This window comes from Sphingomonas sp. GW821-FHT03E12, assembly GCF_059420685.1.
Map to the genome: position 1 here is coordinate 291,705 of NZ_JBWKUF010000003.1, position 22,333 is coordinate 314,037.

Genomic DNA, 22,333 nt, shown 5'->3' on the forward strand with positions numbered 1-22,333 from the left:
GGTTGTTACGCTGCTGAAACGCCCTTCTCTTCCAGAAGTTGCGCCAGCTCGCCCGACTCGTACATCTCCATCATGATGTCCGAACCGCCGATGAACTCGCCCTTCACATAGAGCTGGGGAATGGTCGGCCAGTCGGAGAATTCCTTGATCCCCTGACGTACGGCCTGATCCTGGAGCACGTCGACGCTTTCGAACGCGACGCCCAGATGGTTGAGGATCGAGACCGCCCGGTTCGAGAAGCCGCACTGGGGAAACAGTGGCGTACCCTTCATGAACAGCAGCACGTCGTTGGCATCGACGATGCTCTGAATGTGGGTCTGGGTTTCGTCGGTCATGTCACTCGCTCCGAGGTCATTCATTGTTCGCGGGCACGGCGGTGGTGAGCTGGAGGGCGTGCAGCACGCCCCCCATGCGCCCGCCGAGCGCTGCATAGACAGCCTGATGCTGCCGGATCCGGGGAACGCCCCGGAAGGTCTCGCTCACCACGCGGGCGGCATAGTGATCGCCGTCACCGGCAAGGTCCGTAATCTCGACCTGGGCATCGGGGATGCCCTGCCGGATCAGCGCCTCGATCTCGTCCGCCGCCATCGCCATGATTACTTTGCCTCGATCAGCTGGCGGCGCGCTTCGACGGTCTGTTCCTCGACCGCCTGGCGTACCGTCGCTTCGTCGACCTCGACGCCCGCCGCGGTCAGGTCGCCCAGCAGCTTGCGGATGACGTCCTCGTCGCCCGCTTCCTCGAAATCGGCCTGGACCACCGCCTTGGCATAGGCGTCGGTCTCTTCCGGGGTCAGGTTGAGCTTTGCCGCCGCCCATTGGCCGAGCAGGCGGTTGCGGCGCGCAGTGACGCGGAACGCCATTTCCTCGTCCATCGCAAACTTGGCCTCGAACGCACGCTCGCGATCGTCGAAGGTCGTCATCCCTAAAAACCCCTTGATTGTTTCGGCTCGGAGATAGGTTCGCGATTGCGGCATGACAACGGGTTGACCGAATTCCTGCCGCACAGGGGCTTCGCTGTGACGCCGGTTCGGCTATAGCCGCGGCCGGTTCAGGCCAAGGATAGACGCATGACTTCGTTCCAGCTCGACGGCTTCGATCTTCCGGCGTTCGTCGCCGCCACGCTGGCAGAGGATGTCGGCAGCGGAGACGTGACCTCCGCGGCGGTCATCCCGGCGGATGCGGTGTTCGCCGGCGTCATGGACAGCCGCGATGCGATCGTGGTGGCAGGTCTGCCGATCGCCGCGGCGTTCTTTCGTGCGCTCGACCCGATGGTGGAGATCGAGCTGCTGGCCGAGGAAGGCGCACAGGTTGCGGCCGGCAGCGACCTGATGCGGCTGCGCGGCAATGCGCGCGCGCTGCTCACCGCCGAACGCGCGGCGCTCAACACCGTCCAGCATCTGTCGGGCATCGCGACGATGACGCGCGGCTATGTCGACAGGATCGCGGGAACCGGCGCGACCCTGCTCGATACGCGCAAGACCATTCCCGGCCTGCGCCGGCTCGAGAAATATGCGACGCGCATGGGCGGCGCGCAGAACCACCGCATGGGCCTGTGGGACGCGGCGATGATTAAGGACAATCATGTCGCGGTCGCGGGATCGGTGGGGGAGGCGGTGCGCCGTGCCGTGAATGCCGGGATCGAACGGATCATCGTCGAGGTCGATCGCGTCGAGCAGATCGAGCCCGCGCTGGCCGCCGGCGCGACGCACCTGCTGCTCGACAATATGGACCCGCCTACGCTGCGCGGTGCGGTGACCCTGGTGGGCGGACGCGTGCCGACCGAGGCATCGGGCGGGGTACGGCTCGACACGATCCGGGCGATTGCCGAGACCGGGGTGAACTTCGTCAGCGTCGGGCGGCTTACGCAGTCTGCGCCTGCTGCTGATATCGGGCTGGACTTCGCGCAGGCTTGAGTCGTAGCTGGACGCAACAGAGAGGGAATTTCCATGCGTCCGCAATCGATTGTCCGTTTCGAGCAGGCCTATCTGGGGGCGACCCTCTTGTGGCTGGTCAATTTGGCGCAGGGGTGGGGGACCCGGCTTGAGAGCGTCAACAAGAACCCGGCCTTTGCCGGCAATCCGCAGATGGCGGAGATCGCGGAGACGATGATGATCGCCGTCTCGCTCGCCATGCTCGCGCTGTGGCTGCTGCTCTGGTATTTCACCGCGCGGCGGGCGAGCTCGGTCGCGAAATGGGTGGTGGTGGTGCTGTTCGGCGTGTCGGTGCTCGGGCTGCCGTTCACGGTGATGAGCTATCCGGTGACCGGTGTGCTCGGCACGGCGCTGAGCCTCGCGACTTTTGCCTGCACCGCCTATGCGGTCTGGCTCCTGTTCCGGCCCGACGCGCAGAGCTGGTTCGCCGGTGACGACGCGCGATCGGACAGCGCGCCGTTCGAATGATCCGCCGCGCGGCGCTGCTCGCCCTGATGCTGGCCTTTCCCGGCGTCGCGGCGGCTCAGGCCGATCGCTGCGTGGTTCCCGACCGGCTTCCCGAGGCTTCGGAGCAGCTTGGGCGTCCGGGCCCGCGCCGCATAACGCCGGTCGGCGGCTATACGCTGGCGCTGACCTGGAATCCGGGCTTTTGCCGCCAGTCGGCCAATCGCGACCGGTTCCAGTGCGATCCCGGCAACCGCTTCGGCTTTGTGCTTCATGGGCTGTGGCCGGACGGGCAGGGGGCGAGCTGGCCGCAATATTGCGCGCCCGCGCCGCGCATCCCCGAAGCAGTGGTGCGGCGCAATCTCTGCGCGATGCCCTCGCCCGCGCTCCAGCGCTACCAATATGCCAAGCATGGCAGCTGCTCCGGCCTGCCGCCGGCTGCCTATTTCGACCGGGCACGGGAGGCCTATGCCGCCGTCCGCTATCCCGACATGGACGGCCTGTCGCGCCGTCCCGGCCTCACGGCGGGCCAGCTCGCCGCAGCGGTGGCACGCGCCAATCCGGGCATGACCCCGGCGATGCTCCGCGTGCAAGCGGGCAGGGATCGCTGGCTCGACGAATTGTGGGTGTGCCTCGACACGCGCTTCCGCCCGCGGGCCTGTCCGGCGCACCAGCGCGGCATACCCGCGCACGTGCCGGTCCGGATCTGGCGCTAGTTCCGGATCGTCGCGGTGCCGGGGTGGTGCTTGTCGAGGTGTTTCTTGATGATCTTGAGGTTGCGGCTGTTCGAGCGGAAGAAGAAGTCCGCCGTGTCGCCCAGCACCGGGACCAGCCCGATCAGCCAGTCGAACCCGACATTGCCGGCCATGCGGAACATCGCGCTCTTGGGCATGTTCAGGTTGCGCGCTTCCCAGATCATATAGGCGCCCATCGCCGCCGCGACGATATCGCCCGCGACCGGGATCAGCCCCAGCACCGCGTCGAAGCCGACCGTCTGGCGCGTGCCCGGGATGATGATTGCGCGCTCGAGCAGCTTCTCGATCATCTCGATCCGGTAGCGCACCGATGCGGGATCGTTGCCGGTGTACGACACCGTCTCCGGTTCCTGATCCATGCGGGTCGCCTCGGCCATCAGTTCATCCTTCATTGTCCGCGCTCGCGCAGATGCGTGAGCGGGTGCCAGGCGCGTGCGTTGGGCTGGAAGGCGCGCAGACGCAGCGCGACCAGCGACCAGCGCAGCGGCTGTGCGATCGGGATATAGGCGGAGTCGGCGGTCAGCGCCATGTCGGCGTCGGCGATACGCTGCGCGCGATCGGTGAGGGTGGGGGCGTCGCGCGCCGCCTCGATCGCCTCCATCAGCGGCGCGGGGCAGGACTGGCAGGCGGTGACGAGGTACCAGCGGCCGCTGTCATAGGGTGCGACGGCATCGATCAGCCGCAGATCGGCATCGACATTCTCGGCCACGAGCTCGGGGCGCAGGCCCATGTCCATCAGGTCGCGTGCGATCCGGACCCATATCAAGGTGCTGCCGGGATCGCGGGGAAGCGCAACGCGGATGGTGAGCGAGGCACCGGGGTTGAGCGAGCGCCAGGCCGCGACGCGGTTGCGTGCGGTCGCCTTGCGGGCCTCGGGCGCCAGCGCGGTCCATTCCGGGATTGCCGGATCGCCTGCCGAATCGAGCTTGCCCGGCAACAGCGTCTCGGCCGGTTGCCATTCGGGCCGGAACAATGCGGTCAGCGCGGCGCGATCGATCCCCATCGCGATGGCGGCGCGGTTCTCCGCCTTGGCGAGGAAGCCGGTGCGCGACACCACGGCGAGGCCGAACAGGCCGGCTGCCGGATCGATCCGGATATTGGCCGGCGCGACATCGGCGCGCGCGAGCAATGGCCAGTCCCGATAGGTGCCGCCCAGCACCAGATCGGATTCGTGCGCCGCGAACCGCACGATCGCCTTTGCTGCCCGTTCCCCGCGCAGTCGGATATTGTCCGCCGGATCGGGTTCCTCGAGCTCCTCCGCCACGTGCGAGGGATCGAAGCCCGGGCGCAGCAGCACCGGCCCTGCGCCGGGCTCGACACGGAACGGGCCGGTCCCGGCGAGCGCGGGGCGGCGCAGGATCGCCAGTTCGGGCTGCGCAAAGAGCTTGAGCAGATCGGGGCGCGGGCGCTTGAGCCGCACTTCGACGATCTGCGGGGTCATTTCGACGACCTCGTCGATCACCGCGATGAAGGGGGCGATGGCGATGCGGCTGCGCGGCTCGATCGCCCGCTTGAGGCTGCTGACGATGTCGGCGGCGGTGACGGACGTTCCGTCGGGCCACTCCGCCGCGCGCAGGCGGAAAATGTAGCTTCGGCCGCCATCGATGACGATCCAGCGCTCGGCAAGCCCCGGCTCGATCCCGCCATTGGCGTCGAACCGGACCAGCCCCTGTGCGGTCGAATCGAGCATGACGCGGGCGGCGAAATCGAGTTCGCCGCGGGCCGGATCGGCAAGTTTCGCGTCGCCGCCGATCGCGCTCGCCACCACCGCGATATCGTCGGGGCGCTGGCCGCACCCACCCGCCAGAAACGCCAATGCGAGGGCGACGGGGAAAGCGGGGCGGAACATGCCCCGGTGTATGTGGCTGGGGCGGGGAATCCAACCCCGCCCCAGCATCCTCTCCGTCCTTTTTTCAGGACTTATTCGCAGGACTTAGTTCTTTTCCTTGTCCACCAGCTTGTTCGCGCCGATCCACGGCATCATCGCACGCAGTTCGCTGCCGACCGTTTCGATCTGGTGGCGCTTGGAGGCGATGCGCGAAGCCTTGAGCTCGGGCTGGCCGGCGCGATTGTCGAGCACGAAGTCTTTGACGAAGCGGCCCGACTGGATGTCGGCGAGCACGCGCTTCATTTCCTTCTTGGTCTCTTCGGTGATGATGCGCGGGCCGGTCTTGATGTCACCATATTCGGCGGTGTTCGAGATCGAGTAGCGCATGTTGGCGATGCCGCCCTCATACATCAGGTCGACGATCAGTTTGAGCTCGTGCAAGCACTCGAAATAGGCCATTTCGGGGGCATAGCCGGCCTCGACCAGCGTCTCGAACCCGGCCTGGACCAGCGCGGTGGCGCCGCCGCACAGCACCGCCTGCTCGCCGAACAGGTCAGTCTCGCATTCCTCGCGGAAATTGGTCTCGATGATGCCCGAACGGCCGCCGCCGACGCCGCTGGCATAGGCGAGCGCCACGTCATGCGCGTTGCCCGACGCGTCCTGATGGACGGCGATCAGGCAGGGCACGCCGCCGCCGCGGACATATTCGCTACGCACGGTGTGACCCGGGCCCTTGGGCGCGATCATGATCACGTCGATATCCGCCGGCGCTTCGATCAGGCCGAAATGGATGTTGAGGCCGTGGGCAAAGGCGATCGCCGAGCCGGGCTTCATGTTGCCCTTGAGGTCGTTCTCCCAGATCGCGGCCTGATGCTCGTCGGGCGCCAGGATCATCAGGACGTCGGCCCATTGTGCCGCTTCCTTGTTCGACAGCACCTTGAAGCCCGCGGCTTCGGCCTTCTTCGCCGTCGCCGAGCCCTCGCGAAGCGCGATCGCGACTTCCTTGACGCCGCTGTCGCGCAGGTTCTGCGCATGGGCATGGCCCTGCGAACCGTACCCCACGATGGCGATCTTCTTGCCGGTGATCAGGTTCAGGTCGGCATCACGATCGTAATAGACACGCATTTCGAAAATTCCCTTTCGTCATTCCCGCGCGGACGGCGTCATTCCGCCGCGCCTTAATCCATTCGCCCGCAATGCGGGGGACAATTAATCTGTTGGCCGATCAGGCCGTCGGTTTCAGGCCGCCTCTTTCCCTCTGGAAATGGCAACGATGCCGGTCCGGGCGACCTCGATCAGGCCGACTTCGCCCATCAGCTCGATGAACTTGTCGATCTTCTCGGTCGTCCCCGTCACCTCGAACACGAAGCTCGAGATCGTCGCATCGACCACACGGGCGCGATAGACTTCGGACAGGCGAAGCGCCTCGATCCGGTGATCGCCGGTACCGGCCACCTTCACCAGCGCCAGCTCGCGCTCGACATGTTCGCCCTCGGCGGTCAGGTCGTGGACCTTGTGCACCGGCACCAGCCGGTCGAGCTGCGCGACGATCTGCTCGAGCGTCGCGGGGCTCGCCGAGGTGACGATGGTGATCCGGCTTACCGCCTTGTCCTCGGTAATCTCGGACACGGTCAGGCTCTCGATATTGTAGCCGCGCGCGGTGAACAGGCCGGCGATCCGGGCAAGGATGCCCGGCTCGTTGTCGACGATCACGGCAAGCGTATGCCGCTCGGCTTTTTCTTCCTTGATGTGCATGGGTTCAGACCAGTGCCTTGGCTTCGTCGTCCATTTCGCCGGAAACTTCGGCGGACTGGAGCAGCATGTCGGTATGGGCGGCGCCCGACGGGATCATCGGGAAGCAGTTGGCGAGCTTCGCGACGCGGCAATCGACGATCACCGGCCCGTCATGGGCGAGCATTGCGGCGATGCCGTCGTCGAGTTGATCCTTGCCCTCGATCCGGATGCCCTTCCAGCCATAGGCCTCGCCCAGCTTCACAAAGTCCGGCAACGCGTCGCTGTAACTTTCTGAATAACGGCTGGAATAGGTCAGCTCCTGCCACTGGCGGACCATCCCCATATACTCGTTGTTGAGGATGAAGATCTTGACCGGAAGCCGGTACTGGGTCGCGGTTGCCAACTCCTGGATGTTCATCTGGATGCTGGCTTCGCCGGCGATGTCGATCACCAGCGCGTCGGGATGCCCCAGCTGCGCGCCGATCGCTGCGGGCAGGCCATAGCCCATCGTGCCGAGACCGCCGCTCGTCAGCCACTTGTTGGGGTTTTCGAAGTCGAAATGCTGGGCAGCCCACATCTGATGCTGGCCGACCTCGGTCGTGATGATCGGCGCCTTGTCCTTGGTCGCCTCCCACAGCGCCCGGATCGCGCGCTGCGGCATGATCTCGTTGCTGTCCTCGGGGAAGTCGAGGCAGCGCACGGCGCGCCAGCCCTCGATGCGGCTCCACCATTCGGACAAATCGGGCTTGGGATGCTGCCGCGCCTTCCAGATATGGAGCATATCTTCGAGCGCGTGGCCGACATCGGCGACGATCGGCAGATCGACGCGCACCGTCTTGTTCATCGACGAACGGTCGATGTCGATATGGATCTTCCGTGCGTGCGGCGCGAAGGCGTCCAGACGTCCGGTCACGCGATCGTCGAACCGCGCGCCGATCGCGATGATCAGATCGGCCTGGTTCATCGCGTAATTGGCTTCGTAGGTGCCGTGCATGCCGAGCATGCCGAGCCACTGGTCGGACGAAGCCGGGAAGGCGCCCAGGCCCATCAAGGTCGAGGTGACCGGTGCCCCGGTGATCCGGGCCAGCTCGCGCAGCAGCTGCGAGGCCTGCGGGCCCGAGTTGATGACGCCGCCGCCGGTGTAGAAGACCGGGCGCTCGGCTGCGGCCAGCATCTCGACCGCGCTCTCGATCAGCGCCTTGTCGGCCTTGACCTGCGGGCGATAGGTCTTGTGCTGGATCGGGCCGGGCTTGCTGTAGCGTGCCGTCGCGATCTGGACATCCTTGGGGATGTCGATCACCACCGGACCGGGGCGGCCCGACGTAGCGATATGGAACGCCTCATGGACGATGCTGCCCAGATGTGCCGGATCCTTCACCAGATAGTTGTGCTTGGTGCAGTGGCGCGTGATGCCGACCGTGTCGGCTTCCTGAAACGCATCCGAGCCGATCAGGTGCGAGGGCACCTGTCCGGTGATGACGACCATCGGGATCGAGTCCATCAGCGCATCGGTGATGCCGGTGACGGCATTGGTCGCGCCGGGGCCCGAGGTGACGAGCACCACGCCGGGCTTCCCCGTGGCGCGGGCATAGCCCTCCGCCGCATGGGTCGCCGCCTGCTCGTGGCGGACGAGGATGTGCCTGATCTTCGACTGCTGGAAAATCGCGTCGTAAATGGGAAGTACAGCGCCGCCTGGATAGCCGAAGATGACTTCCACACCGAGGTCGTTGAACGCCTCGATCAGGATGTCTGCTCCGCTTTTCTCGGTCACTGTACGTCTCCTTCCAGTTTTTCCGCACTGCAATAGCAGTCGGGGAATGGCGCTGCTATGCGTATGAAAACTACGTGTCAAGCATAAAGATTATAAGAATCGTGCAAAATGATCGGCTTGTTTGGAAATATCTGTCGAGCTTGTGCGCGGCCAGTCCGCCGGCGGCTGGTGACGGAGCCAGGTGTACTGGCGTTTGGCATATTGCCGCGTCGCCGCCTGCGCGCGTTCTAGCGCCTCTTCGCGGTCGAGCGAACCCTCTAGAAACGCTGCGATTTCCGAAACGCCGATGGCCCGCCGGACCGGCGCGTTGGCGGGAATGTCGTTGCGCTGCAGCAGGCTTTCGACCTCCTCGATCGCGCCTTCGTCGAACATCGAGCCCAGGCGACGATCGCAACGTTCCGCCAGCCATGTCCGGTCGGGAAGCAGGATCAGTGGTGCGAGGTCGATCGTATCACCGATCCCGCCGACCCGCTCGCCTTGCCACGCCGCAAGCGTATGACCGGTCGAGCGTACAACCTCCAGCGCACGGGCGACGCGCGTCGTGTCGGACGGGTTGAGGCGGCCGGCCGCTTCCGGATCGGCCTGCTCGAGCTGGCGATGGGTTTCCGCGACGGGCAACGCCCGGATCTCCGCCCGGATCGCCGGATCGATCTCCGGCACCGGCGCGATGCCGTCGAGCAGGGTGCGGATATACATGCCGGTCCCGCCCGCCAGCACCGGCAGGCTCCCCCGTTCGTGCGCGGCGGCGATCTCGGTCTTGGCTTCCTCGGCCCAGCGCGCTGCCGAATAGTCTTCGGTCCCTGCCACATGACCGAACAGCCGGTGCGGTGCCTGTGCTTCTTCCTCCGGCGACGGCCGCGCGCTCAGCACGCGCAGCTCGGCATAGACCTGCGCCGAATCCGCGTTGATCACCGTCCCGCCGGTGCGCTGCGCGAGCGCGATCGCCAATGCGGACTTGCCGCTGGCGGTCGGGCCTGCAATGAGCGCCACCCTTGGCTTCTGGGAGTGCGGCATGTTCATCGTTACGCTGATAGCAGCGGATCGGCTTGAAGCGGGCGATATTTCCTCCGCGCAACAAAAGCTGCGCGATGCCGGTTGCGAACCGGGCGAAGCGGTCGAGCTTGAGCCGGGCAGGGCGGCGGACCTTCCCTTCGCCGCGAACCCGGATGCCGCCCGCGCCGCGCTCGAAGGCGTATTCGACCGCGTCGACATCGTCGTCCAGCCCGCCGAAGGCCGCCGCAAGCGCCTGATCGTCGCCGACATGGACTCGACCATGATCACCGTCGAATGCATCGACGAGCTGGCCGACTATGCCGGGATCAAGGCGCAGATCGCCGAGGTGACCGAAGCGGCGATGCGCGGTGAGCTCGACTTCGCCGAGGCGCTCGATGCGCGCGTCGCGCTGCTCAAGGGGCTGGGCGCGGATGCCATCGACCGGTGCCTTGCCGAACGCGTTCAACTGATGCCTGGCGCGAGGACTTTGGTGCAGACGATGAAGGCCAATGGCGCCACTGCGATCCTCGTCTCGGGCGGCTTTACCCGCTTTGCCCAGCCGGTGGGTGAGCAGATCGGCTTCGACCGCGTGATCGCCAACGAACTGCTGATCGAGGCCGATGCGCTGACCGGCACCGTGACCAAGCCGATCGTCGATTCCACGACCAAGGAGACGACGTTGCTCGGTGCCATGGCGGAACTCGGCCTCGACGCGAGCGCGACGCTAGCAGTGGGCGATGGCGCCAACGACCTTGCGATGATCAGGAAGGCAGGCCTGGGCGTCGCCTACCACGCCAAGCCGATCGTTGCCGCGGCAGCGGGTGCGCGGATCGACCATAATGACCTGACCGCGTTGCTCTACGCGCAGGGCATTCCGCGCGCCGAGTGGGTCGACTGACGGCCTAGTTCCGGACCGGCACGCAGGAGCCGATACCGCGGCATGCGCCGCTGGCCTCGGCATTCGAGGCGAAGGGACCGACCAGCACGCGGGTGAGCTTGCCCGCCTTCACATAGGAGACCTGCCGCCCCGGGAAGCGGCCGCTCATCTGTGTGCCGAGCCGCCGGGCATTGCCGGGATCGCCGAACGCACCGAGCTGGAGCTTCCAGCCGCCGTCGCGCACCGCGGCAGTGGGCCGGACCGGGGCTGGCGCCGCTGCGACTACGGTCTGCCGCGGTGCAGGGCGCACGATGGGCGGGGCAGGGCGCACCTCCGTCGTCTGCACCGGGCGGTCCTGCGGTCTGGCGGGAATGTCGGTCCGGGCGACCGGGTTGCCGGGGCGGGAGGCGGGCGGAGGCGCCGCCATCGCGACCTGCGGCCGTCCGGCGTCGCGCTCATATTGCCGCGCCAGCTCAAGCCCCTTCTGCCGGTCCGCCAGCGCGATATGCCGGTCCATCTGCGCCTGTGCGCTGGACGCCTGCTGCATCCCCTGCGCGGCGGCGCGGACGGTCAGGGCATAGGCGCGCACCCAGTCGCGCTCCACGCCGTCGCCGTTGAAGTACATGGTGCCGAGGACATATTGCGCGCGCTGCTCACCGCGGCTCGCGGCCTTTTGCAGCCATTCCGCCGCCTGCGCGCGCTTGTTGTTCTCGAACAGGGTGAGGCCATAGCTTTCCTCGGCCTGCGGATGTCCCTGCAGCGCCGCCTTGCGATACCAGTCCTCGGCCATGGCAAGATCGACGGGAACGCCGCGGCCGAGCTTATAGGCCTGGCCGAGATTGAACTGCGCATCGGCATCGCCCTTCGCGGCCGGGCCGCGCCATTCGGCGAGCGCCTTCTTATAGTCGCCACGCTGCCATGCATCGACGCCCGCCTTGACGTCAGCCAGCGCGGGAGCGCCGGGCAGCGCCGCAGCCGCGAGCAAGATCGCCCATGAAATCTTACGCATACCGCCAGTCCCCGGTCACATTGGCACCGCTTGGATAATGCCAGTTAACCAACATCTGGCCAAGCAATGCTTGCACAAGCGTTAAATGCGACCGGAATAGTTCCGTCAGAATGAAGAAGGTGTCGCTGTCGCGCCATTAACCGCTTCTTAGTTTCCCACTGGCATCCCAGCGTTGGGCAACCGGGATTTTCAGAGGGGTAGATGCGCGTACTCGCGATGGCATCACAAAAGGGCGGATCGGGTAAGACCACGCTCAGCGGGCACCTTGCGGTGCAGGCGCAGCGCGCGGGCCATGGCCCGGTCGTGCTGATCGACATCGACCCCCAGGGTTCGCTGTCGGACTGGTGGAACGAGCGCGAGACGGATTTCCCCGCCTTCGCGCAGACCACGGTCGCCCGGCTCGCCGCGGACCTCGAAGTCCTGCGCCAGCAGGGTTTCCGCCTCGCGGTGATCGACACGCCACCCGCCATCACCATGGCGATCCAGAGCGTGATCCAGGTCGCCGAACTGATCGTCATTCCCACCCGTCCGTCGCCGCACGATCTGCGTGCGGTCGGTGCCACGGTCGATCTGTGCGATCGCGCGGGCAAGCCGCTGCTGTTCGTGGTCAACGCCGCGACGCCGAAGGCCAAGATCACCAGCGAAGCCGCGGTTGCACTGTCGCAGCACGGCACCGTCGCACCGGTCACGCTGCATCAGCGCACCGATTTCGCCTCGTCGATGATCGACGGCCGGACGGTCATGGAGATCGATCCCAACGGCAAGTCCTCGCTCGAGGTCACCGCGCTCTGGTCGTACATCAACGACCGGCTCGAGAAGAATTTCCGCCGCACCGTATTCACTGCGCCTGCCGCGACCCATGTCGCGTTCACGGGACGCCCGCAGGGTGGCTTCGGCCGCCGGGTGGTGAGCTGATGTTCGGTTCCGCAAAACCCGCCGCCTCGCTTTCCTCGGGCCTGCTGGCCCGTAAGGGCCAGGCTCGTCCCGCGATGCGCCCGCAGGGGTTCGTCGGCCTCAACCCCGGCACCTCGCTCGACGATCTCGGCTGGAACGACATGGGGTTCGAGGGCTTCGAGTCCGCGCAGCCCGTGACGCACGAGATGCCGCCGGTGCTTGCACAGCGCAACGCGCTGGTCGAGGAGTTCGCGCCGCAGCCGCAGCCGCAGCCGGCTCCGCCGGTGCAGACGCAGCCGATTCCCGAACCCGTCGCAACGCCCGAGCCGGTCGCACAGGCGGTTCCGGAGCTCGCACCTGAAGCGCCCGCACCGCGCCCCGTTTCGACCGCAACCGCGGCCCGCATCGGCCGCGAGGTCGCGTCGAAGAAGGGCAAGGCCGCCTTCACGCTGCGTCTCGATACCGAACGTCATCTCAAGCTTCGTCTCGCCTCGGCGCTGTCGGGCCGTTCGGCCCAATTGCTCGTGACCGAGGCGCTCGACGCGTTTCTCGATACATTGCCCGAAGTCGCGGCGCTGGCTGGCCAGCTCCCGGCGGGCAAGGCTCGCTAACCGGGGGGATCGGAGCCATGAACCCACGTCGTTTTCTCACCATCGGGGTTTCAGCCCTGGTCCTTGGTGCGCCGGTCGTCGGCGGTCCGTCGCTGATCGGTGGCCTCGCCGCCGCCAGCGATGTCGTTGCGCAGGACGCGAAGCGGGCCGCGAAGGAAGCACAGGCCGCGCGCAAGGCGCTCAAGGGTGACAATCCGCAGAAGGCCGTGACCCATGCCGAAGCGGCGGTCGCGTTCGACCCGAAGAATGGCGAGTATCGCCAGCTTCTGGGCGAGACCTATCTGCGCGCCGGGCGCTTCGTCTCGGCCGCGCAGGCGCTCAACGAGGCGCTGTCGCTCGATCCGGCCAATGGCCGCACCGCGCTCAACCTCGCGCTGGCGCAGATCGCGGTCGGCGAATGGAGCACCGCGCGCCAGACGCTCGAGACCCATGCCAGCAGCATTCCGGCCAGCGATCGCGGCCTCGCCATCGCGCTGGCCGGCGATCCGGCAACGGCCGTCACGCTGCTGACCGACGCCGCGCGTCAGCCGGGTGCCGACGCCAAGACGCGCCAGAACCTTGCGCTCAGCTTCGCGCTGGCGGGTCAGTGGCAGCAGGCGCGCGCGGTTGCAGGCGTCGATCTGTCGCCCGACAAGCTCGATGCGCGGCTGATGCAATGGGCCAGCTTCTCGCGCCCGCAGAACGCCTATGATCAGGTCGCGTCGCTGCTGGGCGTAACGCCCGCCGCCGATCGCGGCCAGCCCGAGCAGCTTGCGCTCGCCCGCTCGATGACCACCGCGGTCGCCGCGCAGCAGGTCGCAGATCCGGTCGAGAACTATATGCCCGATACGGGCGTCGCGACGGCTTCGGCCACTGCGGCTCCGGCCGCGACTGCCGTGGACACCGCGATGACCGGCGCCGAGATCGCACCGGCGATCACCGCGCCCAGCGGCACGCAGATCGTGTTCGGCCCGCGCCAGGAAGTCGTTCAGGCGATCCCCGCTCGTGCGGTCAAACCGGCGGTGGCTCCGGCGGTGGCGAGGGCCGATGTCGGCGCGCGCAAGCCGCTTGCGATTGCGGTCAAGGCACCGGTCGACGAGTTCAATCCCGGCAAGGGCAGCTGGTTCGTCCAGCTGGGCGCCTATGACAGCGCCGGTATTGCGCAAAGTGCGTGGGGCCGCGCGGTGAAGCGTACGCCTGCACTCAAGGGCATGACGCCGTCGAGCGCCAGCGTTTCGACCCGCGCAGGCAGCTTCCAGCGGCTCGCCGTCGGCGGTTTCGACCGCGCGGGCGCCGATACGCTGTGCCGCAAGGTGCGCGTGACGGGCGGCAACTGCTTCGTCCGTTCGGGCGCCGGCGACAAGGCCGCGAGCTGGGCAAAGCCGGCGCGGACCCAGGTCGCGTCGCGCTAGATCCGCGTTTCAACGAAAAGGGGGAAAGGCCGGGTATGCGCCCGGCCTTTTTTCGTTTCAGGCGATCTCGGCACCGCCCTTGAACAGGCGGGCCGCCTTGCCCTGAACGGGCAGGCCATCGAACGGCGTATTGCCCGCCTTGCCCGCCATCCGGTCCGAGTTGATCTGCCACGGCGCGCCGGGATCGATCAGGACAAGGTCGGCGGGCATGCCGGGTGCCAGCGTTCCGGCTTCGATCCCAAGCAGTTTCGCCGGATTGCTTGCAACCAGTGCGAACAGCCGGTCGAGCGTGATGCGCTCGTCGCGGACAAGGCCGAGCCCCAGGGTCAGCAGCGTCTCGGCGCCCGCCATGCCCGGCGTCGCATCGGCGAAGGGCAAGCGCTTCTCTTCCGGCCCGCGTGGATCGTGGCTTGAGCAGAGGATGTCGATCGTCCCGTCCGCCAGCGCAGCGAGCGCTGCACGCCGGTCGTTCTCGTCACGCAGTGGCGGGGAGAGGCGGGCGAAGGTGCGGAAATCGGTGACGTTGATGTCCGACAGCAGCAGATGCGCCGGGGTGATGCCGCAGGTGACGCGCAGGCCGCGGTCCTTCGCGCCGCGGATCAGGTCGAAGCCTGCCGCCGTAGTCACCTGACGGAAATGGATCGACGCGCCGGTCTGTTCGACCAGCATCAGGTCGCGCGCGATCGCCAGTGCCTCTGCGACTGCGGGCGCGGAGGGCAGACCCAGCCGGGTCGCGGTCTCGCCCTCGGTCGCGACCGCTTGCCCCGCAAGCCCGCTATCCTCGGCATGCGCGATGACGGTGAGGCCGCAGTCGCGCGCATAGGCCAGCACGCGTCGCATCACGCCCGAATCGGCGATCCAGCGCCGTCCCGTGGAGACGGCGCGCGCGCCGGCCTCGGCGTTGATCGCGAACTCGGCGAGATCGGCGCCCTCCAGACCGCGGGTCGCGGCGGCGATCGGGTGCACCCACAGCTCGGGCTTGCCCATGTCGGCGGCGCGCTGGACGATGCCGGGGCCGTCGAGCACCGGCGACTGATCGGGCATCAGTCCGATGCGCGCGATGCCGCCCGCGCGGCATGCGGCCTTGTCCATCGCAAAGGCGCCAAGGTCGATCAGGGCAGGGGCGAGCAGCTTGCTGCCGCAATCGACCACCTGCGCATCTTCGGGCGCCTTGGTCACGATCTCGTGATCGGCGACGTAGAGCTCGCCTGCATATTCGCCGCCTTCAGGGCAGACCAGCCGGGCGTTCTTGAAGATCAGGTTCATGCCCAGCCCTCCACGCCGCGCGCGCGGCGCGTCAGCACGTCGAGACACGCCATGCGTACCGCGACGCCCATCTCGACCTGCTCCGTGATCGCTGACCGGCCCGGCATGTCGGCGACCGACGAGTCGATCTCGACTCCGCGGTTCATCGGGCCAGGGTGCATCACCAGCGCATCGGACTTGGCGCGCTTGAGCCGTTCTTCGGTGAGGCCGTAGTTGAGGTGATATTCGCGGGTCGACGGGATGTACGCGCCCGACATGCGCTCGTTCTGGAGGCGGAGCATCATTACCACATCCGCGCCCTCCAGCGCCGCATCGAAATCGGTATAGGGCGTGACGCCCATCTTCTCGATCGCCGCGGGCATCAAGGTCGAGGGCGCGACCACGCGCACTTCTGCGGCGAGCGCGGTGAGCGCCAGGATGTTCGAGCGCGCGACGCGGCTGTGCAGGATGTCGCCGCAGATCACCACGCGCTGATGCGCGATGCTCCCGCGGCGGCGGCGGATCGTCAGCGCATCCAGCAGTGCCTGAGTGGGATGTTCATGGCTGCCGTCGCCGGCGTTGAGCACCGGGCAGTCGACCTTGTCGGCGATCAACTGAACCGCGCCCGAGCTCATGTGCCGGATCACGATCACATCCGCCCGCATCGCGTTGAGCGTCATCGCGGTGTCGATCAGCGTCTCGCCCTTCTTCACGCTCGACTGCGCGGCGTGCATGTTGACGACATCCGCGCCCAGCCGCTTCCCCGCAATCTCGAACGAGAGCAGCGTGCGCGTCGAATTCTCGAAAAAGGCATTGATCTGGGTGAGCCCGTCGAGCCGGTGGTCGCTCTTGGCGCGGCTGCGATTGGCTTCGATCCATTGTTCGGCCTCGTCGAGGAGGAACAATATCTCGTGCGGCTGAAGCCCGGAAATACCCGTCAGGTGCGCGTGCGGAAACACGGCGCGCCCCTGAATCTGGGCGCCGGGGCGATGATCGATCGGCGGTTGCATTAAACCCTGCGGTTAGCGGGGGAGGGCGGGGGGCGCAAGCCGCTTGACCGGTCGTTTCGGTTGCGGGACGTTGAAGGCGATGAAGATCTATCTCGCGAACCTGCGGCGTCACCTGACCAGCTTCCACCGCTTTTCCGGGCGCGAGACGGTGGATCAGTTCTGGGCATGGGCGGGAACGGTGTTGTTCACGCTGTTCGTCGCCTTCAGCTTTGCGGCGCGCTTCGCCTTGAGTGGCTGGTTCGCCGGCGTCGAACGGATTGCGCGAGAGAATCCCGAGCTCGTCACCCGCACGGTCGGCCCGGGTCACTATTCGGTGCGAGTCGAGGGACATCACCCGGAGCTGGTTCCGGCGTTTCTCCCCTTTCTGACGCTAAGCGCAGCATTCGGCGCGATTGTGATCCTGCTCCTCGGCGCCGCGCTGACGCGCCGTCTCCATGACAGCGGGCGGAGCGGGTTCTGGGCATTGCTGCCAATCCCATTTCTGCTGGTCGGATTCTGGTTGATGCCCCAGCTGTTCGGGAGCCGCGGTGCGGCCCCCGATATGCAGCTCTTCTTCCTGCTGTTCGTCAACAACGTCGTCTATCTGGCGACGATCTTGCTGCTCGTGTTCTTCACCACCAAGAGCGGGACGCCCGGAGCCAACCGCTACGGCCCGCCGCCGGCCTAGTCCGCGGGCTGCGTCGCAGGACGCGGTGCCGGACGGGCAGGGGCGGAGAGCGCCTTGTCGTACCAGCGGCCAAGGTCGGCGTGCATCTTCGCCAGCTCGTCGGGGTTGAGGTACACCATGTGCCCCGCCTCATAGTAAGTGAAGTCGATGTTCCGCTGCAGCCCCTCGTCCAGCAGCATGTGCGAGGCGTCGAACTCCGCGCCGAAGAAGGGCGTGGCGAAGTCGTAATAGCCGTTGACGAACATCACCTTGAGATAGGGGTTGGTCCGCATCGTCCAGGCAAGGTCCAGCCCGGTATTGGGCGTGGTCTGCGGCTGGGTCGTATTGGGCGCGCGGTGGTTCCAGTCCCAGTTGAACCCCGGTCCGCGCGCGGTCATGCGATAGGTGAGGTCGGTCTTGAAGCCGAGTACGCGGGTGGCATAATCCTGGAACGTCGCGACGAAGGCGCCCGAGATCGCGGTCGAGGAGGGGTCGTCGCCCGGGCTGTCCGCATTCGCGTCGGTCATGTTGAGCGTGTAGCGCGAATCGAGCCGCCCAGCGGCCAGCCGCCGGTCGCGCATGAGCTCGGTCTGGAAATGCGACAGGTCGATGCGCAGGTCCGCGCGCAGGATGAAGGCTTTGCTGAGGCCGATATAGCCAGCCATCTGCCTTGCGACCGCCTGCTTCTCCTCCGCCGGGATGTTCGATCCCTTGGCCAGCGCCGCGGCATAGGCGCCGGTGGTGAAGCCGCGCACCTCGTCGAGGAAGGTGCGCAGGTCGGCCGGACGGTTCTGCAGGCGGTTATGGTACCAGGCCGTCGCCGCCATCGTCGGAAGCAGCGTCAGGTAATTCTGGTCATAGCCCGACTGGCGCACGCCATAGTTCATGATGGTCGAGAACTGGACCATGCCGTTCAGGCTGACGCCCGCCTGCTCCAGCTTTGCCGCGACCACCGGGTTGCGCAGCGTGCCATAGCTTTCGCCGAACAGGATCTTGGGGCTGCGCCAGCGGTTGTTCTTGGTGATGTAGCGGGTGATCGCCCGCGCAAAGCCCTCGGCATCCTGGTCGACACCCCAGAAGTCCTTGCCGGTCTTCTCGCCCAGCGGCCGCGACCAGCCGGCGCCGATCATGTCGATGAAGACAAGGTCGCTCTTGTCGATCAGCGAATAGGGGTTCGGCCCGAAGCCATAGGGTGCGGGGCGGATATATTCGGGATTGGCGGTGGTCACGCGCACCGGCGCGAAGCTGCCCATGTGCAGCCAGATCGTCGGTGACCCCGGACCGCCATTGTAGAAGAAGGTGACCGGGCGATCGCTACCGCCGCCGTCCTTGGTGTAGGCCGTATAGAAATAGCTGGCGGAAGGCTTCGCCTCGTCGTCGCGGATCGTCAGCGTCCCCGCGGTCGCGGTATAGGCGATGCGCTGTCCGCTTACGGTGACGCTGCCCTTGCTCACCGCGCTCTGCTCCTCGACCGGCGCACGCACCTGCGCCGCTTCGGCCTCTGCCTTGGCGGAGAGGGGGCCGTCCTTTGCCGCTGCGGGCTTGTCCTGCGCGACCGCGACCGGTGTCAAAGCGGGAACAGCAAGGAACGTGGCGGCGAGAAGCAACTGGCGCATGAAGAACCCCCGAGTCTGTGAAGTTGCGCGACGCTGCCCGTTCCGGCGCGCTAGTGCAACATTGTAACCTCGGAAACCGTTCAGCCGGTGGCCAGCCCGTCGATCGCCCCTTGCAGGATGTAGCTGGCGGCAAGCTTGTCCACCCGTTCGGCACGCTTGGCGCGTGACAGATCCTCGGCGATCATCTGCCGCTCGACCGCGGCGGTCGACCAGCGCTCGTCCCACAGCAGCACGGGCAGGCCCAGATCCTCGACATTCCGGGCAAAGGCTCGGGTGGACTGGGTGCGCGGCGAATCCGTGCCGTCGAGGTTGAGCGGGAGGCCGATCACCAGCCCCTTCACCTGCTGTTCGGCGATCAGGGTGGCCATCGCCGCCTTGTCCAGGGTGAACTTGGTTCGCTTGATCAGGTGAGCAGGGCTGGCGAACGACCAGCCCGCATCGCAAAGGGCGGTGCCGATCGTCTTGGTGCCGACGTCCAGCCCCAGCAGCCGCCCGCCTTGGGGCAGCGCCTCGCGAAAGGTATCTCGGTCGGTGGTGATCATCCGAATGCGCTCTGCGTGATCAGCGCCGCTACGCGCTGCTTGCGGAACGCGCCCAGCCGCCGTTCGGCATCGGCGCGGACATTCGCCCAGAACAGCGAATAGTCGAACACATGATAATTGTTGCCGGGCAGCACATATTGCCCGCCAATGCCTTCCGGAGCGCTACCGATCGTCAGCACGCCGCGCCCGTCGCATCGCGCCGGGACCGTGCCCTTCTGAAGCGCCGCGCTCGAGAAATCGGCGGAGGGGACGAGGGTGCCGAGATTGGCCTTCGCATCGGCCTTCGTGCCCGGTGTGCCGGTAATCGGGTTGGTACAGATCATCGGCGTGCCCGCACGCGCCGCACCGGTGAAGCCGTTCGAGGCGTCGAAGGTATCGAGCAGCAGCGAGGGATCGGCCGGCTCGGCGAAGCTCTGCCACGACAGGATGCAGCCGGTCTGGTCGGCGGCGGTACACTCGCCGAGGCCGAGCTTGGGCAGATCCGCGGTCTTCGAAACCGGCCAGCCGACGACGTAGGCCGCGATCACCCGCTTCGCGAGCGGCTGGCCCGCCACCCGGTCGTGCAACAGGCGCGTCAGGTGGAGTGCACCCTGGCTGTGTCCGGCCAGGATGATCGGGCGGTCGCCGGCTTCGGCGAGAAACTGGTCGAAAGCCGCCGAAACGTCGCGATAGGCGAGGTCGAGCGCCTGCTGAGCATCTTCCTTGCTGGTCAGGAAGGCCCCGAAGGTCGCCTGACGATAGCGCGGCGCCCAAACCGCGCCCGCACCGTTGAACGCGCTTGCCTGTCCGCGCAGGAACAGGGCGGCGCGGTCATTTGCCTCCTTGTCCTCCAGCGGTGCATTCCAGTGCGCGCGGTTGAGGTAGGATGTCGGGTGGATGAAGAACACAGCTGCGGCCGGTTCCTTCGCCGCCGCATAGCCTTCGGGCACCCACAGCGCCGGATTACCCGGCTTGTCGGGCCGCGCCAGCCACATTTCGGCGCGCTTGTAGCTGTCAGCCGGGAGTGCCGCCTGCGATTCGAATCGCCCGCCCGGCACCATCGCCTGCCGCAGCAGTTCGGCACCCCAGATCCGATAGGCAAAGGTTGCTGCAATCGCGAGCACGATCAATACCGCCACGATATAGAGGAACTTGCGCGCCACTCAGGGCTCCTATTGTGCATTGCAGCATAATGCGCTGCCGGGCAATCGCGTTCCGTTGCGCGATGGTTGCGAAGGATGCAACCTTCATGACACGGCACCGTGGGAGAGGGCAGGGGCATGACGATTCGGATTGAGGATCAGGACGAGCGCTGGCCGCTCTTGCCGGCGATTCTGGCGGGCCTTGGCCTTGCCACAGGACTAGTCGTCCATTGGATCGTCGGCACCGGCTATCAGGCTCAGATCAGTGCCGCCCGGCTTGCGCTGCTCAGTTTCGCCAGCGTCTCGGCGCTGGTGTTCGGATTTGTGGTGATCCGCACGGACCTGCGGCGCTCGGTCGCGTTCGCGCTGAGTTGCGGTGCGGTGGCCGCGCTGATCCTCTATTTCAACGGCGCGACATCGGGCTGGAGCAGCACCGAGGGGTGGCGCGTGTTCAGCCTCGCGCTCGCCGTCGGCATCGCCGCGCCGCTGTTTCAGGCAGGGCGCGAATCGGGCTTCCGGCCGATCGCCTACGCTGCCGCGCACGATCACGCCTGGACCAACGCGGTGCTGTGGTGCCTGGGCTGGGCGTTCGTCGGGGTGACGTTACTGCTGTCGTTCCTGCTCGCGGCGCTGTTCGAACTGATCGGGATCAAGTTCCTCGGCAACCTGCTGCGGGACGAATGGTTCTGGCGCGCGCTGGTGGGCTTGTCCTTCGGTACCGGCCTGGCGTTGCTCCGCGAGCATAGCCGGATCGTCTCGCTGCTTCAGAATGTTGCGATGCTGGTGCTGGGCGTACTCGCGCCGGTGCTGGCGATCGGCCTTGGCCTGTTCCTGCTCGCACTGCCCTTTACCGGGCTTCAGCCCTTGTGGGATGCAACCAAGTCGACCACGCCGATCCTGCTCGGTTGCACGCTCGGCGCCCTGCTGCTGGTCAATGCGGTGATCGGCAATGGCGCCGACGACGCCCCACGCAACCGCGTGCTGCGCTGGGCCGCGATGATCCTGGCGGTGGTGATCTTCCCGCTCGCCGGCATTGCCGCGGTCGCGACAGGGCTTCGCATCGGCCAATACGGCTTTACGCCCGACCGGCTCTGGGCGCTGACCTTCGTTATTCTCGCCAGCGTGGTGGCGGTCGCGTATCTCGTCAGCGTGATCCGGGGGCGCAAGGACTGGGCGGAGAAGGTGCGGCCCGCCAACCTCAACCTGGCGATCATCACTTGCGGCGTCGCGTTGCTGCTCGCGACCCCGATCGTCAGCTTCAACGCGATCTCGACCCGCGATCAGGTCGCACGGCTCGAATCGGGGCGGGTCGCGCCCGACAGGTTCGACTGGGCGGCGCTGGCCTTCGACTTCGGTGAGCCGGGTAGGGCGGCGCTCAAAAAGCTGGCGGCATCCGGGAACCCGGTCTTCCGCCGGATCGCCGCCGACATCGCCAAGAAGGAATCCCGCTGGGATGTCGAACGCACGGAGCCCGATCCCGCGCCCCGCCTTGCCGCGCTCGACAGGACGCTTCGCGTCCTGCCAGTGGGGACTGCCCTGCCGCCCGATCTGCGTGCGGCGATTGCCGCGAGCTGGCAGTGTCGTGATGTGCCCTGCACCCTGGCCTTCCAGCCCGGCGGACGCGAGGCGGTGTTGCTGATCGATTCCTGTTTCGGGGCAGCTGCGGTGCAGAGCAGAAAGCAGAGAGGGAGCGGCTGCGCGCTCTCAGATCTGGATCGCTATGTGTTCGTTGACAACAAATGGACCCCTGCCGGCAAGCTCCCTGAGGCGCCCGTCGATACCGTCGCTGCTGCACGCACCGAGGCGGGACTGAAGTCCGGCGCGGTCGAAATCCGCAAGGTTGAACGCCGCCAGGTCTTTGTCGGTGGCGAACCGGTCGGCGTCCCCTTCGAATAACCGCGCTTGATGCAATGGG

At 66.8% G+C, this 22,333-nt stretch carries 24 protein-coding genes; 9 read left to right on the forward strand and 15 right to left on the reverse strand.

The features are described from left to right. Window positions 1-5 precede the first annotated feature (5 nt). Genes grxD through AC07TU_RS10990 form a run of 3 tightly spaced genes read right to left on the reverse strand, consistent with a single transcriptional unit; the run spans window position 6 to window position 920 of the window. Window positions 6-335 (reverse strand): Grx4 family monothiol glutaredoxin, encoded by a 330-nt coding sequence (gene grxD, locus AC07TU_RS10980; protein WP_495187945.1) that lies wholly within the window; start codon window positions 333-335, stop codon window positions 6-8. Between the two features lie 16 nt (window positions 336-351). Further along, the gene (locus AC07TU_RS10985) at window positions 352-594 is read right to left on the reverse strand and encodes a BolA/IbaG family iron-sulfur metabolism protein (protein ID WP_495187946.1); all 243 of its coding nucleotides are present in this window, start codon (window positions 592-594) and stop codon (window positions 352-354) included. A gap of 2 nt (window positions 595-596) precedes the next feature. Beyond that, complete coding sequence (locus AC07TU_RS10990; RefSeq protein ID WP_495187947.1) at window positions 597-920, reverse strand: DUF1476 domain-containing protein; 324 nt, start codon at window positions 918-920, stop codon at window positions 597-599. 147 nt (window positions 921-1,067) lie between these two features. Here AC07TU_RS10990 and nadC point away from each other — a divergent pair, with 147 nt between their 5' ends. The 3 genes from nadC to AC07TU_RS11005 are packed head-to-tail and all read left to right on the forward strand — an operon-like array spanning window position 1,068 to window position 3,091. Then, window positions 1,068-1,913, forward strand: coding sequence for a carboxylating nicotinate-nucleotide diphosphorylase (gene nadC / locus AC07TU_RS10995; protein ID WP_495187948.1), 846 nt, complete (start codon window positions 1,068-1,070; stop codon window positions 1,911-1,913). A gap of 33 nt (window positions 1,914-1,946) precedes the next feature. Continuing rightward, window positions 1,947-2,399, forward strand: a complete 453-nt coding sequence (locus tag AC07TU_RS11000; RefSeq protein ID WP_495187949.1) for a hypothetical protein — start codon at window positions 1,947-1,949, stop codon at window positions 2,397-2,399. Beyond that, on the forward strand, window positions 2,396-3,091 hold the full coding sequence (locus AC07TU_RS11005) for a ribonuclease T2 family protein (protein WP_495187950.1): 696 nt from the start codon (window positions 2,396-2,398) through the stop codon (window positions 3,089-3,091). The genes AC07TU_RS11000 and AC07TU_RS11005 overlap by 4 nt, the downstream gene beginning before the upstream one ends. On the opposite strand, the gene AC07TU_RS11010 is transcribed toward AC07TU_RS11005, so the two are convergent. The 6 genes from AC07TU_RS11010 to miaA form a co-directional block, all read right to left on the reverse strand. Continuing rightward, complete coding sequence (locus AC07TU_RS11010) at window positions 3,088-3,507, reverse strand: DUF4112 domain-containing protein (RefSeq protein ID WP_495187951.1); 420 nt, start codon at window positions 3,505-3,507, stop codon at window positions 3,088-3,090. The two genes, AC07TU_RS11005 and AC07TU_RS11010, sit on opposite strands and share 4 nt — an antisense overlap. A gap of 11 nt (window positions 3,508-3,518) precedes the next feature. Further along, window positions 3,519-4,979 (reverse strand): ABC transporter substrate-binding protein, encoded by a 1,461-nt coding sequence (locus tag AC07TU_RS11015; protein ID WP_495187952.1) that lies wholly within the window; start codon window positions 4,977-4,979, stop codon window positions 3,519-3,521. An 84-nt stretch (window positions 4,980-5,063) separates the two neighbouring features. Beyond that, entirely contained in the window at window positions 5,064-6,083 is a 1,020-nt protein-coding gene (ilvC, locus tag AC07TU_RS11020) for a ketol-acid reductoisomerase (RefSeq protein ID WP_495187953.1), read from the reverse strand. 114 nt (window positions 6,084-6,197) lie between these two features. Beyond that, a complete protein-coding gene (gene ilvN / locus AC07TU_RS11025) occupies window positions 6,198-6,713 on the reverse strand; it encodes an acetolactate synthase small subunit (protein ID WP_066580033.1) in 516 nt (171 codons plus the stop codon). A gap of 4 nt (window positions 6,714-6,717) precedes the next feature. Then, window positions 6,718-8,463 (reverse strand): acetolactate synthase 3 large subunit, encoded by a 1,746-nt coding sequence (locus AC07TU_RS11030; RefSeq protein ID WP_495187954.1) that lies wholly within the window; start codon window positions 8,461-8,463, stop codon window positions 6,718-6,720. A 90-nt stretch (window positions 8,464-8,553) separates the two neighbouring features. After that, entirely contained in the window at window positions 8,554-9,477 is a 924-nt protein-coding gene (gene miaA / locus AC07TU_RS11035; RefSeq protein WP_495188381.1) for a tRNA (adenosine(37)-N6)-dimethylallyltransferase MiaA, read from the reverse strand. On the opposite strand from miaA, the gene serB reads away from it, so the two are divergent. Beyond that, on the forward strand, window positions 9,476-10,354 hold the full coding sequence (gene serB / locus AC07TU_RS11040) for a phosphoserine phosphatase SerB (RefSeq protein ID WP_495187955.1): 879 nt from the start codon (window positions 9,476-9,478) through the stop codon (window positions 10,352-10,354). The genes miaA and serB overlap by 2 nt on opposite strands. A 4-nt stretch (window positions 10,355-10,358) precedes the next feature. On the opposite strand, the gene AC07TU_RS11045 is transcribed toward serB, so the two are convergent. Next, entirely contained in the window at window positions 10,359-11,342 is a 984-nt protein-coding gene (locus AC07TU_RS11045) for an SPOR domain-containing protein (RefSeq protein ID WP_495187956.1), read from the reverse strand. Between the two features lie 201 nt (window positions 11,343-11,543). Between AC07TU_RS11045 and AC07TU_RS11050 the strand changes: the two genes are divergently transcribed. Genes AC07TU_RS11050 through AC07TU_RS11060 form a run of 3 tightly spaced genes read left to right on the forward strand, consistent with a single transcriptional unit; the run spans window position 11,544 to window position 14,238 of the window. After that, window positions 11,544-12,257: an AAA family ATPase gene (locus AC07TU_RS11050; protein WP_495187957.1), complete on the forward strand. Its 714-nt coding sequence runs from the start codon at window positions 11,544-11,546 to the stop codon at window positions 12,255-12,257. Continuing rightward, window positions 12,257-12,847: a hypothetical protein gene (locus AC07TU_RS11055; RefSeq protein WP_495187958.1), complete on the forward strand. Its 591-nt coding sequence runs from the start codon at window positions 12,257-12,259 to the stop codon at window positions 12,845-12,847. Before AC07TU_RS11050 ends, AC07TU_RS11055 begins: the two co-directional genes overlap by 1 nt. A 17-nt stretch (window positions 12,848-12,864) precedes the next feature. After that, window positions 12,865-14,238, forward strand: a complete 1,374-nt coding sequence (locus AC07TU_RS11060) for an SPOR domain-containing protein (protein ID WP_495187959.1) — start codon at window positions 12,865-12,867, stop codon at window positions 14,236-14,238. 57 nt (window positions 14,239-14,295) lie between these two features. Here the strand turns inward: AC07TU_RS11060 and AC07TU_RS11065 are convergent, their stop codons facing one another. Both AC07TU_RS11065 and AC07TU_RS11070 read right to left on the reverse strand, forming a co-directional pair. After that, a complete protein-coding gene (locus tag AC07TU_RS11065; protein WP_495187960.1) occupies window positions 14,296-15,504 on the reverse strand; it encodes a dihydroorotase in 1,209 nt (402 codons plus the stop codon). Next, window positions 15,501-16,493, reverse strand: a complete 993-nt coding sequence (locus AC07TU_RS11070; protein ID WP_495187961.1) for an aspartate carbamoyltransferase catalytic subunit — start codon at window positions 16,491-16,493, stop codon at window positions 15,501-15,503. Before AC07TU_RS11070 ends, AC07TU_RS11065 begins: the two co-directional genes overlap by 4 nt. Window positions 16,494-16,572: 79 nt before the next feature. Here AC07TU_RS11070 and AC07TU_RS11075 point away from each other — a divergent pair, with 79 nt between their 5' ends. Further along, entirely contained in the window at window positions 16,573-17,160 is a 588-nt protein-coding gene (locus AC07TU_RS11075; protein WP_495187962.1) for a DUF805 domain-containing protein, read from the forward strand. On the opposite strand, the gene AC07TU_RS11080 is transcribed toward AC07TU_RS11075, so the two are convergent. The 3 genes from AC07TU_RS11080 to AC07TU_RS11090 all read right to left on the reverse strand — a co-directional run bounded on the left by AC07TU_RS11080 (window position 17,157) and on the right by AC07TU_RS11090 (window position 20,439). Continuing rightward, the gene (locus AC07TU_RS11080) at window positions 17,157-18,755 is read right to left on the reverse strand and encodes a S10 family peptidase (RefSeq protein ID WP_495187963.1); all 1,599 of its coding nucleotides are present in this window, start codon (window positions 18,753-18,755) and stop codon (window positions 17,157-17,159) included. The two genes, AC07TU_RS11075 and AC07TU_RS11080, sit on opposite strands and share 4 nt — an antisense overlap. Window positions 18,756-18,835: 80 nt before the next feature. Next, the gene (gene ruvX / locus AC07TU_RS11085; protein ID WP_495187964.1) at window positions 18,836-19,297 is read right to left on the reverse strand and encodes a Holliday junction resolvase RuvX; all 462 of its coding nucleotides are present in this window, start codon (window positions 19,295-19,297) and stop codon (window positions 18,836-18,838) included. Then, the gene (locus AC07TU_RS11090; protein ID WP_495187965.1) at window positions 19,294-20,439 is read right to left on the reverse strand and encodes a DUF3089 domain-containing protein; all 1,146 of its coding nucleotides are present in this window, start codon (window positions 20,437-20,439) and stop codon (window positions 19,294-19,296) included. Before AC07TU_RS11090 ends, ruvX begins: the two co-directional genes overlap by 4 nt. A gap of 117 nt (window positions 20,440-20,556) precedes the next feature. Here AC07TU_RS11090 and AC07TU_RS11095 point away from each other — a divergent pair, with 117 nt between their 5' ends. Next, complete coding sequence (locus AC07TU_RS11095; RefSeq protein WP_495187966.1) at window positions 20,557-22,314, forward strand: DUF4153 domain-containing protein; 1,758 nt, start codon at window positions 20,557-20,559, stop codon at window positions 22,312-22,314. The last annotated feature ends 19 nt before the right edge of the window (window positions 22,315-22,333 follow it).